The organism is Streptomyces sp. NPDC111516, from assembly GCF_055635345.1.
On record NZ_JBVKBV010000026.1, the window covers coordinates 1 to 12,236 of the forward strand.

At 66.4% G+C, this 12,236-nt stretch carries 8 protein-coding genes and 1 pseudogene; 2 read left to right on the forward strand and 7 right to left on the reverse strand.

The window, feature by feature from the left end; genetic code table 11:
• Positions 1-300 precede the first annotated feature (300 nt).
• On the forward strand, positions 301-483 hold the full coding sequence (locus ACZ7L9_RS32370) for a hypothetical protein (RefSeq protein WP_471420866.1): 183 nt from the start codon (positions 301-303) through the stop codon (positions 481-483).
• A 126-nt stretch (positions 484-609) separates the two neighbouring features.
• Here ACZ7L9_RS32370 and ACZ7L9_RS32375 read toward each other — a convergent pair whose 3' ends face one another.
• Complete coding sequence (locus ACZ7L9_RS32375) at positions 610-1,026, reverse strand: YeeE/YedE thiosulfate transporter family protein (RefSeq protein WP_471420868.1); 417 nt, start codon at positions 1,024-1,026, stop codon at positions 610-612.
• Positions 1,026-1,679, reverse strand: a complete 654-nt coding sequence (locus ACZ7L9_RS32380; RefSeq protein ID WP_471421001.1) for a YeeE/YedE family protein — start codon at positions 1,677-1,679, stop codon at positions 1,026-1,028. Before ACZ7L9_RS32380 ends, ACZ7L9_RS32375 begins: the two co-directional genes overlap by 1 nt.
• A gap of 1,476 nt (positions 1,680-3,155) precedes the next feature.
• Between ACZ7L9_RS32380 and ACZ7L9_RS32385 the strand changes: the two are divergent.
• Positions 3,156-3,320: pseudogene (locus ACZ7L9_RS32385) on the forward strand (peptidoglycan-binding protein); the annotation flags it as partial.
• 370 nt (positions 3,321-3,690) lie between these two features.
• On the opposite strand, the gene ACZ7L9_RS32390 reads toward ACZ7L9_RS32385, so the two are convergent.
• From ACZ7L9_RS32390 to ACZ7L9_RS32410, 5 genes are all read right to left on the reverse strand, one after another.
• Entirely contained in the window at positions 3,691-3,960 is a 270-nt protein-coding gene (locus tag ACZ7L9_RS32390; RefSeq protein ID WP_471420869.1) for a hypothetical protein, read from the reverse strand.
• Between the two features lie 220 nt (positions 3,961-4,180).
• Entirely contained in the window at positions 4,181-4,711 is a 531-nt protein-coding gene (locus ACZ7L9_RS32395; protein ID WP_471420871.1) for a hypothetical protein, read from the reverse strand.
• A 313-nt stretch (positions 4,712-5,024) separates the two neighbouring features.
• Positions 5,025-6,563, reverse strand: coding sequence for an ISL3 family transposase (locus ACZ7L9_RS32400; RefSeq protein WP_471420873.1), 1,539 nt, complete (start codon positions 6,561-6,563; stop codon positions 5,025-5,027).
• A 139-nt stretch (positions 6,564-6,702) separates the two neighbouring features.
• Positions 6,703-7,335 carry a hypothetical protein gene (locus ACZ7L9_RS32405; protein ID WP_471420875.1) on the reverse strand — a complete coding sequence of 211 codons (633 nt, stop codon included), beginning with the start codon at positions 7,333-7,335 and terminating at the stop codon, positions 6,703-6,705.
• Positions 7,332-11,990, reverse strand: a complete 4,659-nt coding sequence (locus ACZ7L9_RS32410; RefSeq protein WP_471421003.1) for a phage tail protein — start codon at positions 11,988-11,990, stop codon at positions 7,332-7,334. Before ACZ7L9_RS32410 ends, ACZ7L9_RS32405 begins: the two co-directional genes overlap by 4 nt.
• Positions 11,991-12,236 lie beyond the last annotated feature (246 nt).

Here is a 12,236-nt window from a genome sequence, read left to right on the forward strand (position 1 = left end):
AGCCCACAGGGGCTTGCTTGAGCCCGGTGCGTTCAACGGCGCACGCCGGGTTCTGAGGGGGCGGCGGCGCAGCAATGCGCCGCCGCTACCCGACCGGCCGTTCGTAGCGAGGGCATCGCTGAACAGTTCCGCTGGTACCCGAAGGTTAAGGCGGAGGTCGACGAGGGCTACCGGGGCCTGGCCAACGAATTCCCCGCTCAGGTCAGCGCCCCGCCGAAGAAACCCAAGAACGACGCGCCTCTGGGCGAGCGTCGTGCCTGGCGCGAGCAACGGCGCCGCCAGTCCTCCCGGCGGATCAGCGTGGAGCACACCAACGCCGAATACAAGCAGTGGCGGCCCCTGCAGCGGTTCACCGGCCGCCGCGAAACCTACGCCGAGACCCACCGGGCCATCGCCGGATTGGTCTCCGACCGATCCGCCCGGCGGGCGACCCGCCGCAGGCCGGGCACCGAACTCGTACTCGCCCGCCAGGCCACCTGCTGATCACCTACAAGCCAACCCGCCAGGCCAGCACGTCACGAACTCAATCGCTCCCAAGGTCGTTACCAGCCGCAGCGGCTCCGGCCGAGGGCCGCTTCCTCGGCGGGACGTGTGGCGGGGCGTCCTTGGTTACAACCCGCAGGAGCCGCGGTCGAGGTGGAAGTACCGGGCGTTGGCCCAGCGGCACAGCCGGATACCGACGATGACGCCGACGATGGTGACCAGGGCAGGCAGGTATCCGCTGGCGACCTGGATGATCGGGATGGCCGGGCACCCACCTGAGATCGCCCAGCCCGTACCGAACAGCACTGCGCCGGGGATCACGCCGGCGTGGATGCGCCCGGGGGTACGGCGGACCCGCAGCAGAGCGAATGCGCACACGATGATCACGACGGCGCCGGCGAAGGAGAGGAGCATGCGCAGGTCCTGGAAGGTGAACATGCGGTTCAGCTCGGCGTAGTCGCCGAAGCCTATGTTGGTGACGGTATAACCGAGGGCCAGTCCGGTGATGATGGTGGCCAGCAGGATCGCGCCCCGAGTACGCATCAGATCACCTTCCACAGCAGGAACGACACCGCGACGGCGGTGCCGAAGAACACGGCGGTCGCAACGAGGCTGACCGGGCGTAGACGGCCGCAGCCGTTGAGTCCGTGGCCGGAGCTGCACCCACCGGCCAGCCGAGTGCCGAAGCCGACCAGCACGCCTCCGACGAACAGCAGGGCAATCATGGTGGTCGGATTGGCGGTGACCAGGTTGCGGAATGCCGGGCCCATGTCGAAGCGGAGGTGGAACCGCCCGGAGGTGACCGCGGCGATCAATCCGCCGAAGAAAATCGATACCAGCAGGGCAGCCTGGGTAAACAGCGGGGCCGGGCGCGGGCCCGTGGCCGAGGTGTCCTCACACACCGTCGGTTCGACGTCCGTTTCGAGCAGTTGTGACGTCTCGTACGCAACCGGCGGCACGGTAGACGCGCCAGGCCCGCCGAAGTGCTCCGCTGTAGCTGCGGCGAGAGCGTCAGCGAGAGCACGATCGTCGGTGAACTCCTCGTCCATCCGCTCGAGGCGACGCTCCCTGCGCCAGTGCAACACGCGATCCCACGCGGACGACACCCCGAAAGACCGATCCGTGGTGAGGGTGTAGTTGATGGTGATCAGAGCGAGCCCGGCAGCGCCGGCCCACCAGGGCCAGTAGTTACTCATGCGGGGCCTCCCATCCATTCGGTGAATCGGGTCCACCAGCCGCGCTTCGAGCTGGGCGCCTGCCGCGCGTGTCGAGACGGGTGGGCGTGTGGCTGGAGAATCTGTGGGGGTGGTGACGGTTGGTAATGCGAGACCGGTATCGGCGAAGTTGCCGCGCCGAACTGAGCCATGGTCTCCGGTGCCGTGGTCCCAGGTTCTGACGGCTCTGGTGGCCGGGCCGGCGCTGGCTGCGACCAGGACGCGCTCTCCGGTGACCTCTGATTGTGCCGTGGTGGCGGGGCCTGCCGGGGTACCTGCCCTGGGTAGGCGGCGCCGGAGCGGTCCGCGTTGACCGCGTCTTCGAGGTGTCGTGCGCGAACCCCGTTGGGCAGCAGGCTGATCGGCACGCGCTCGCCGGTGAGTGACATCTGGTAGCGCGCACAGCCGAGCCACTGATCCTCGCTGTCGCAGTAGTAGTCGCGCCAGCCTTGCAAGCTCGCCCTAAGTAGCGGGAAAAGGGGGCATTCTGCGGTATGCGAGCAACCCACGTTGCTCCCTTCTGAGCGGCACACACCACCCGTTCGGTGAAGGCGGTTGCCGTTCTCGATTTCATCCCCTCGCCGCGTCAGGGTCGACGATCTCAAAGCGACGCAGTGATGGCCTGTCACAATACGGAGCCGTGCCCTCCATTCCTTCGACCGGGCGTGATGGAACCACTGTTTCGCTGTCCCGAGCAAACTCAGGGAGGATTCTGACCGTGACCGCTTGACATCGCTGAGTGAGATACGCCACGCCGCGCTTGTGCCTCTATACCTCTCGTATCCGGATATTCGCGGCCGATGATGAGATCACTTGGAGCGTGAGGCGACCCCATGGCCGACTCTCCTGGTGACGGGAGTCAGTTGTTCGTGGAGATGGTGTACGTATGGGCGTTACTTGTGGCGAAAATGTGAATTCGACTGTGATGAAACTGTTGATATTGCTGGGCGTTAATGGAGGGGAATCATGTGCCAACGTGCTGTCTGCCGGTCATGCCGGAAGGTGACTTATGAGGGCTGCGGGAGCCACGTGGAGCAAGTACTCGCCGGTGTGCCAACACTTCAGCGGTGCATATGTGAGCCGGCGAAGCACAGGCATGCACGCGCAGGGGAGCCGATGACTCGAACGGGACCGGTGTCGGTCCGACCGGGCGGGTCGGCGCGACACGCACCTGCTCCTCGGCACCCAGAGGGTCCACGGGGCCGATCGAGGGGTGGCTGGTGGGCCAGGCTCGTCTCTTGGGCGAAAAGCCCGGCATGAACGGGAACCATCCACGGAACCGACGAGCGGGAACTCCTGGCAGATCTGACCACCCTCTTGCGGCACGCCGTTGAACGCCTGGTGTACGACGCTTCGAGCTACATGGCCTTGGTGGTTGAACGGTGAAGGTTCTGCCCACATAGGTCGAAACGTCTGCGCTGGCCCCGGACGGGAGGACGGGGCGCGAGTAAGGGCATGCTCGTGGCGAAGGGATACGGCAAGTACTACAAGGTCGGACCCTCTCGGAACTGGGGCGAGGCCGACCGCCGCAACATCGAAGCGTTCCAACGGGCCCAGGGCTGGACCGGGCAGGACGCGGACGGCTACCCGGGCCCGGAGACGTGGCGACGGCTGTTCAAGTAACCAGGTGCGGGGGCGAACTGGAGACAAAGATGAACCTGTACGTGTCCCTGCTGCGCACTGGAGTCCCTGCCGCAGTCGGATGGGTGACTGGCCGAGAAGCATGTCAGCCCGCGGTTCGGCTGGCTACTCGGGCAAGCGAAACCGTCGGTGTACGACGCCAACCTGTCGACCGGCTGAGTCCGTAACGATTGCGGCCCCCGCCAGTGGCGGGGGCCGCAGTCGCTCTTGGAGTGAGGTTTCCACCGTAGCGGTCGCACCTGGTCGCCCCGGAGGCTGGCGCCGCGGTGAACGGAACCGATGGAGAGCGCCCCCAGACGGATTCAGCCGACCTATCTGGGACCAGTTCCCCTCTCAGGATGATCTACTCCGCCTATTGCTCGGCTGTGAGGGCCCAGCGAACCGTCGAGGGGGCTGATACCCGCACGGTGCCTTCGCTGCGCGCTCTTTTTAGATGGATTTCGTTGTAGGTGCTGCTGACTTCCTCGTTGACGCAGCTCAGAGGAAAGGAGAGCCCCACGGGGTCGACGGTGACGTTAAGGATTCCCTTGCCTTGGCAATTGACCTGGATGGCCAGCGTTCCCGCGCCGATTTCCTTGGTCAGAGGAAGTTCAGCATTCCCTTGCTTGGACGCGACGGACAACAGAACCTGCCCGTCATTGACAGGCTTGGGCGCCCGGGAAACCGTCTCGCCTTCGATGTGCTCGGCCCGGTCACTAATCTGGGAGGGGCTGGGCCGTGCAGATCGCGAGGTGGTTGGTTCGGTTACTGAGGGCTCCTTCTCCCCGCTGCATCCAGCCAGCGCCAGGCAGTCATGACAGTCGCAGCGAGGAAGGAAGAAACACGGGCAGGAACCGGAAAGCTCAGCCCTCCCACAGGGCCCAGCCCACCTTCATAGGTGTGTAGCTGGTAATGGTCTTTGCTGCTGAGGTCTTGCAGTTGCTGTAGATCTTGTAGCTCGTGCCGGTGTTCTTGAGCCGGTAGACGCCGTACCTGGCGTTCGTCGTCGTCTTCGGAGGCGTGTCCACCGAGATCTGGTTGCCCATCTTCGCTGTCGGCTTGGCGCTCAGGTTGACCTCCCACTTGCCCTCGATCTTCGCGATCATCGCGTCGACCCTGGTCGTCAGGCCTGCCGTGACGCTGACTCCGACTTCACCGGTGACCTCGGAGGTGAACGTCGAACGCGCGGTGCGTGATGTCCCGTTGCAGTTGGCGTTCGTCGGTCCCACACCCTTGTGGTACTTGGCGCCCTTGGTCTTGGGTGTGTAGACGGCCTGCGTCGGACCGCAGTACTCCCCGTTCGTCGCGTCACCCGGCTTGCCCGGCGGAATAGTCTCCTCCGGCTCGGGCTCGGGATCCGTGGCGTCAACCAGATCGCCTTCATCCGGCTCCATCGGCGGAGCGGTGCCCACCGGCTCCGAGTCATCGGCCGAAACAGCCGATGCGCGTACGCGGGCGCCGTCGCTATCCCGGCGAGTACAGCGAACGCGATGACGGAACCTACTGATCCCCGTTTGATGATGCTCACGAGGCACCTTTCCCCTAGGCGTCCCTCGTTAGGACGGCATGGCCTCAGTAAGTCATACACGTGAGAAATCCTAGAGTCACCACAAAGAGCTGATCGTAACTTGAGACTGGAGGCCCTCGTTCCGGGGACTGTAAAACGTTCGGCTCTGTCCCGTAATCGGTGGTAGCCCTGTGTATTGATCACTGGAGGAGAATGCGGTGGCGGAGCAGGGGGAACCCGGCTCGGCCGTGCATCTGCCTCATGATCCGTTTGGTTCGCGTGTTGACGCCCTCGGTGCGGCCGTTGTGGTATCGGAGGGTGAGTCCGGCGTCGACGGCGGCGCGGTCGAGTTCGAGGCCGTTCGTGAAGGAGTGCAGGTGGGGCAGGTCGGCGGCGCGAACCGTGGTGATCCAGTCGGTGAGCTTGGTGTCATTGCCCTCCGCTGGGGTCAGTAGCTGAGCGAACTGGCCTGTGAAGCGGGCGAGTTCGTTCATCTCGGGGCAGGCTTTGATGAGTTCCCGTAGTAGTGCGGTGTCCTTGTCGCGCAGGTTCTCGCGGCGGGTGAGTAGGAGGCGGGCGAAACGCTGCGGGGTAGTGACCGGTTTGTCGCCCTCGGCGCGGCCCTGGGTGATGTAGCGGTAGAGCAGGTTGAGGCTCCCGTTGTAGCCCAACTCCTCGATTTCTCTGAAGAGTTGGAGGACGGGGACGGCCGGGTCTTCCGCGCGGCAGGTGCGCAGGTGGTCGCGGTAGGGGTCGACGAGCGTGGGTTTGTATTGGGGTGCGTGGCGGTCGCCGGTGGGTTCCTTCATGCGGGCGTACCGCTTGACGGTGTTCAGGGCGACATTGAGGCGGCGGGCGCATTCGAGCAGGCCGACGCCTTGGTCGAGCAGATGGTGGACCCGCTGCCAGCGCTCGCGGGTGGTCTGCTCGCGTACGCCCCCGGGCCGGGCGGGATTCACGGCGGTGGCCCAGCAGGCGGCGTGGGAGCGGACCTCGGTCAGGACCTTGCCGCACAGATTGCTCCACAGGTGCCACCTGTCGCTGACCTGCACCGCTTCAGGCAGGGCCTGACGGATCGCCTCGCCATAGGAGCCGGAACCGTCGCGGCAGACGTACTCGGCCCCAGGACGCTCGCGCAGCCACGCGACCAGGGTCTGGGCGGTGCGGTCGGGCAGGACGTCGATCCGCTCGCCGGTCTCGGCATCGATGATCACAGTGGCGTAGCGGTGTCGGCGCTTGAGGGTGAAGTCATCGATGCCGAGCACACGCGGGACGCGCAGCGGCGGTACCGCCCTGCGCATGAGCATGCGCAGGGCGGTCGATCGGGAGATCGCGCAAGCCAGCACGCGGGAGATGCGGGCGCCCGCTCGGCCTGCTAACTCCTTGACTAAAGAGCTGAGTTGGTCGGCGAGGCGGTTGGTGCGACGCTGGTAGCGCTCCACGACGCCGGGAACCTGCTCGCGGAACGTCTGCCGTGGGCAGCCGAGCACCGGGCAGACCAGGCGCCGCACCCGCACCGACGCTACGACCCGCCGTCCGTCCACCGGCAGGTCCACGACCACTCGCCCGTGGAAGCCGTGCACCCGCCCCGTCGGCTGCCCGCACACGGGGCACGGCACCGAATCGTTCCGGGTCCGAGCCGACACCCGGATGACCTCGCCCTCGTCCGTCACGCCCTCGACGACGAGGGCTGACAGTCCCGAAAACACCACATCCACAAGCTCATTGACATTGCGCACACCATGCCAACGACGGCCGTCACCCTTCGTTACCACCGACTACGGAACAGAGCCGCTCGTTTGACAGACCCCCTCCCGGGCGAAGACGCCGCCGTCAGTCATCAGTTCGATCTGGTCGAGCCGAGCTGAGGGCGGCACCTCAGGGTTGTCCGCCGAGGCCGGAAGTGAGGTCGCGCTTGAGGCGATCGATGGTCTCCACGATGTCACGGGCCTCGTCGAGCATCTCGTCCGACACCGCGTGCCCGGGCCCGTAGTAGCGCTCCTCCATCTGGGCGTAGAAGTCGGCGTAGTACTCGGCCAGGACGTCCAGCAGCGAGTCGCCGTAGCGCGGAACCTCGGCGGGCAGCGCCTCCAGCACCGTCCAGACCGCGCCCTCGATGCCGTACACCGTGGCAGCGCCCTGGGCGAGGTCGGACAGGCGGTAGCACAGCATGGAGTCGCCGTGCTTTGTCTCCTCCTCGCCAAGGCCGATGAGGGGAAGCAGGTCGGGGTCCAGGTCGGCGATGGCCTTCTCGTACCGCTCCGAGGTACGAGGGGCCGGCGGGACCGGGCCCCGGCCAGGGCCGGTGATGAGCCGCCACGGCTGGTTGACCGGAAAGTAGTCGGGCAGCTCGGGGTCGAACTCTGTGTCGGCGATGGCGAAGATTTCGTCGGGTAGCTCCACCCCGTAGCACTCGGCCAGCGTCTCGCGGGCGCTCCGTCCCTGGTCGTAGAGGGCCTGTGCGCGGGCGGCCATCGCGGCGTATCCCTGGCGCGGCGTCGTCGGACTCACTTGTCGGTTCCCCCTTCGGCAGGTTGGAGGATCTCGTCCAGGCAATCCTTGATCTGTGCCCAGGTCTCCACGAGTTCGGCGGAGGTGAGCGCGCGGACGATTTCCTTGGTGACTTCCCCGGCCTTCTTCACCAGATCCTCGCGCTCTCTCTTACGGTCGAGTACCTGCTCGACCTTTGCGTCGATCGCCTCCAGGCGAAGCCGGAGCTCCTCGGTACCGAGCGCCTCCGGATTACGTGCCATCATCCGTACGACACTTTCCACCTCGGAGTAGACCTTGGCCGTCAGGCCCTGGGTGGCCAAGATTGCCCGCCGGGCCTCGTAGGACGCGGTCGTTTCGGACTTGGACATCTCCATGGCGAGCCGCTTCGCTTCCGCATAGGTCTGCGACTGCCCCAGCAACGCGTCGGCGGGATCAGGTTTCCGCCGCCTGGGCCGGACGGCGTCCAGCACCTCGGGGGCACCGATGCCGAACCCCCGGGAGGGGTCTTGGAGAAGAGGGTCCGTCGTCGTCGCGGCCTCAGGGACGTAGGCCACGAAATCCTTTTCGTCGCCGCGATATCCCCTCGCCAGCCGATCACGGATCGCCCAGCCCTCGGCGTCCTTCTTGCCCCAGAAGGGCTTCTTGCCTCCCATCATCGCCGGGTCCTGGAAGATGCCCCGTTGTTCGCTCTTGTCGTGGGTCCATGCCTTGATGAGCATGTTCGGCTCGGTCGGATAGATCATCCGCGGCAGGACCTTCGCCACGGCCGCCCGGATCGCCCGGTCGATCTCGTTGCCCAGGACCGTCAGCTGTCCCCTCCGGGGATCCGCTTCCTCGGCCCAGCTGACGCCCTTGAAGGAGTACCCGCCGATGGTCAGCATGGGGTGCCGCTCCATGCCCGCGAGAACTCTCGTGTACTTCGCGAGGACACCCATCGGGTCCTCGCCGACGGTGGTCAGCCCGCCGTCCGGATCCTGACTGAAGACGTGCACCCGATGGTTTCGCGTGGACAGAATGTCCACCGCCTGCTTGGTGTGCGTCGAGCGGAGCATCTGTTCCCGCAGGGCGCCGTACGGAAGCGACCTACTCTGCAGCATCGCCGACTCCTCGTCCTTCGCCTTCGTGCGGTCGCCCTCGTCACTCAGCTCCGCGTACGCCTTGCGCACTTTGCTCAGCGGCACTGCCTTGCCACCGGACTTGGGGAACCACCGCGGCTCCCAGAGGAAGCCGAAGACCGCCATCAGCATGTTGTCGCGCTCCGCCACACCCGAGACGGCGCTTGCTACCTCCTTGCCGGCCGTGTCGGTGGCCTCGGTGTCCAGCCTTTCGAAGGCGTTGACGCCCGCGATGACCGCCGTCCGGTGCGCCGCCACGGCCTGCAGCTCCGGGTCACCGGCCCAGGCCTGGTCCAGGTAGCGGGTCGCCAGATCGCTCTTGGCTTTGTCGGGCGTGGCGAGAAGGTTGACGGCGAAGCCGGTGAAGTCCTCCTTCACTTCGAAGCCGCCGGCGGGGAAGGGCTGCAGCTGCTCCTTCACGGTCCCGACCGGAATGGTCTTCAACTGGGCAGCGCCCATAAGCGGGCCGATCTTGTATGGGAAGGCCTCGCCTTCCGCCGGCACCTGGCCCCGCTGCTGAGTGGTATTCGGCGCGATCTTGACAGTGGTCGCGATCTGTTTGTCCCGGGCCACCCCGGTGAACGGCTCCATGCCGATGGTCAGCTTGAGGCCGCGGGCACGGCCGTCGAGGCGTCCCTGCTGGGTCACGGCGATGTTCTTGGCCGCGGCGACCTTCCGAGCGTACGCGGTGCGCAGGTCGCCGTCCTCGGGCTCGGCGGTGCCGCGCAGCGCGTCGAACGACTCCGCGATCACGAAGCGGTTGAAGGCGCTGTGGTCCTTCGCGGCATACCAGGAGGCGCCGTTCTCGCCCTTCGCGATCCAGCCCTTCCCCTCCTCGGCGGTGGCCTTCTTGGCGCCTTTGCTGGCCGTGGCCCGGACCGTCCACTGGGTGCCCGCCTCGGCGACTACGAGCTGCACCTGTACGCCGTCACGGGCCGCTCCGGTCTTGGCCAGGGCCGATTCGAGCTCGGCGCGGCCGACGAGCTGTGTGTCGGCTCGCTGCCGGGTGGCGACCCATCCGCGCTGGGCGGCCTGCCGGGCGGCAACGCGTACGTCGAAGGGATCGCCCTCCTTGCCGTCCTTGCCCTTGCCCTTGCCCTTGCCCTTGCCCTTGCCCTTGAGTTTCGCCCAGAGCGCCTTGCCGAGTTTGACGATCTTCACGACGATCCAGTCGACGGCCTTCATCACCGGTTTGGACAGGGCTTGGAAGAACGACTTCACCTTGTTCGCGATCCCGCCGATGCCCAGGATCGCCGCGAGCGCACCGATCAGGACGGGAATGGAGCGGGCGAGGGCGTTCTCGATCAGCCCCGGAACCCCGCCTGCGCCACCACCGGCGATGGCGATGACGGCGTCGAGCACGGCGTTGACGAACTCGATGATCTGCGCGCCGCGTTCGATGATGAACGTGACGATGTCGATGATCATCTTGCAGGCCTTGATGAACGCGGACGCCGGATTCAGCAGCGACACGATCCACGTGATCCCGGCGATCAGCACCGTCGGGATCAGATAGGCGGAGATCTTCCCGAGCAGGCCTTCCTTGAGATCCCCGACCTGGTCTTTGATCTCCTCGGTGACTCCCGCGACGCCTTCGGACTGCAGCTTCGCCACCAGGGGGACGTCGGCTTCGACTGCACTCATCGCCTGTTCCGGCACGCCCTTGGCGACGATCCGGTCGCGGATGGCGGCCCAGGTCAGGCCGAGCAGGGACGCGACCATCATGAGGATGCCGCGCAGGTCGAACTTGGCGGGGAGTTCCAGCCCAGCGCCGCTCATGGTGCCAAGGAGCCAGCCGATCAGGCCCTTTTTCAGGTGTGCGCCGATGTTGGCGATGAAGTTGCGCAGTCCGGCACCGAGCGCGGTGACGAGATTGCCGAGGAACCCGATCGGGTCCTTCAGGATCCCCATCACCGCCTGGGCGGCCTTGGCGAGCACGCCGAGCAGGAGGTCCTTGAGTTTCAAGATGGTATCGATGACGCCCTTGACCGCGTCGACAGCCTTGGCGATCAGGCCCTTGTTCTTTTCTTTCTCGGCCTCGATCTCCGCGTCCACGGACTTCAGTGCGTCGTTGTACTTCGTCGCCAGGGTCTGAACCAGTTCGGTGCCCTTGGCGTCCACTGACTGGGTGAGCTCCTCGAACTTGCCGGAGAACTCACCCGCCGCCTGCTTGCCGACATCCTGGAGTTCGGCGGGCAGCTTCTGGACCTCGGACTGGAGCTGTTGACGGCCGGAGGCGATGCGCTGCTTGGCCCGCCCCAGCTCCGCGGCGATGACGTCGGCGACGGTGGAGATGACCTGCTGCATCCGTGTGACATAGCCCTGCCGGGCGGTGACAAAGATCTGATCGGCTTCCTTGGGGAGGCCGGCGAACTTGTCCTTGACCCACTTCAGCTTGCCTGTGAAGCCGGAGTAGCGCTTGTCCTTGTACTCGTCCATGCGGCGCTTGTGCTCGGCGGTGAACGCGTCCCGAGCCGCCTTCTCCCCGGCGGAGAACGAATCGTCGACCTTCTTGTCCAGCCCTGTGAGAATGCCTTCGACGTCCTTCTGGGTGGCGTCGAAGACGGCCTGGAGCTTGGCGGTGACCTGCGCGCGCTTGGACTCGTCCTTGCCCTGGGCGTCCTGCTGTCCCTGGCCGACCTCGGTGCTCGCGGCCTGTTTGGCGCCCCGCATGGTCTCGATCGACGTCGCCGCGCTCGTCTGAGCCCCCGTCCTGGCCGCCGCGAGCGTCTTGTTCTCGGCCGCGCGTACCTTGCCGGGAGCGGTATCGGCATGTTGTTCGCCGGCCTTCTTGTCTTTCACGGCGCCGGTGAACTCGGGTTCGTTCGAGCTGGCGAGCTGGTCCTCGGTGACCTGCGCGCCGGCCATCTGCTGGTCGACCTGTCTTGGTCCCGCCGACAAGTCCGTCGCGGCCACCGGAGCCTTGTCCGGTATGGCGTTGGCCGGGTCCGGAGTTCCCGGGTGGCCCGGAGCCGGCTCGCCCACCAGGGGTGTGACCGGCTTCTCCTTGGCCGCAGAGGTGTCCGGGGCGGCCTTGGTCGTGGTCTCGATCTGTTTCGCCGACTGGTCTTTGCCCTCGCCGACCTGCCCCTGCACCTGCCCCTTGACCGCATCGGCCTTACCTGAGTCACCGAACTTGTCGGCCTCGTCGAGGTTCTTCGGTGCCTGCTCCGCGATCGCCTTGTTCACCGCCGCGATGAAGGCAGCTTTGTCGAACTCCCCCGGCTGGGCGGCATTCATCTTCTCCGCGTTGGCGGCCTTGCCCTGCGCCTGCTTGTCATCCGCGGGAGGCTTCGCGGCTGCCTGCGCCGCGTTCGCCTTCGCCGTAGCGGGCGGATGCGCGGCGAGAGTCTTCTGCTTGCCCTTCACATCCGACGTGAGCGCGGAGAACTTCGGCGCTGCCGCCGCCTCCGGGCGAGCGAGCCGCTGCACCGAGACCTCGGGGGCCGGTGCCTGGCCGACAACCGCGTCGCCCGGCGTGGCCTTGCGCTGCCGGGCGATCAGGCCTGCCAGAGCCCGATTGCCGGCCGCCACCTGAAGCCGCTGGGCACTCAGCACGCTCAACGGCCGCGTGGCCGGTGTTCGGCACGCCGCCGTCGGTGACTCGGGTGCTTGGTCGGTGTGGGGCCGGTAGCCCGGCGCCTCCCTGGCCGTACCAGTTTCCTCGACCCGTTTCTCCATGGCCGCCCTCGTAGTTGGCCTCCCTCGTTCATCCACTCTCAAGCGTCCGCTGTCTCGTGCCGCCGGCAACGGGGACAGACTTGGAGGACACCTCGTCTGCCCGCAAGGGCATGCCAGGGACGC

What these genes read in the sequence shown, in the direction of transcription:
- ACZ7L9_RS32375 (WP_471420868.1), bottom strand. Translation starts at nt 1,026, where the DNA reads ATGCGTACTCGGGGCGCGATCCTGCTGGCCACCATCATCACCGGACTG.
- ACZ7L9_RS32380 (WP_471421001.1), bottom strand. Translation starts at nt 1,679, where the DNA reads ATGAGTAACTACTGGCCCTGGTGGGCCGGCGCTGCCGGGCTCGCTCTG.
- ACZ7L9_RS32395 (WP_471420871.1), bottom strand. Translation starts at nt 4,711, where the DNA reads ATGGAGCCGGATGAAGGCGATCTGGTTGACGCCACGGATCCCGAGCCC.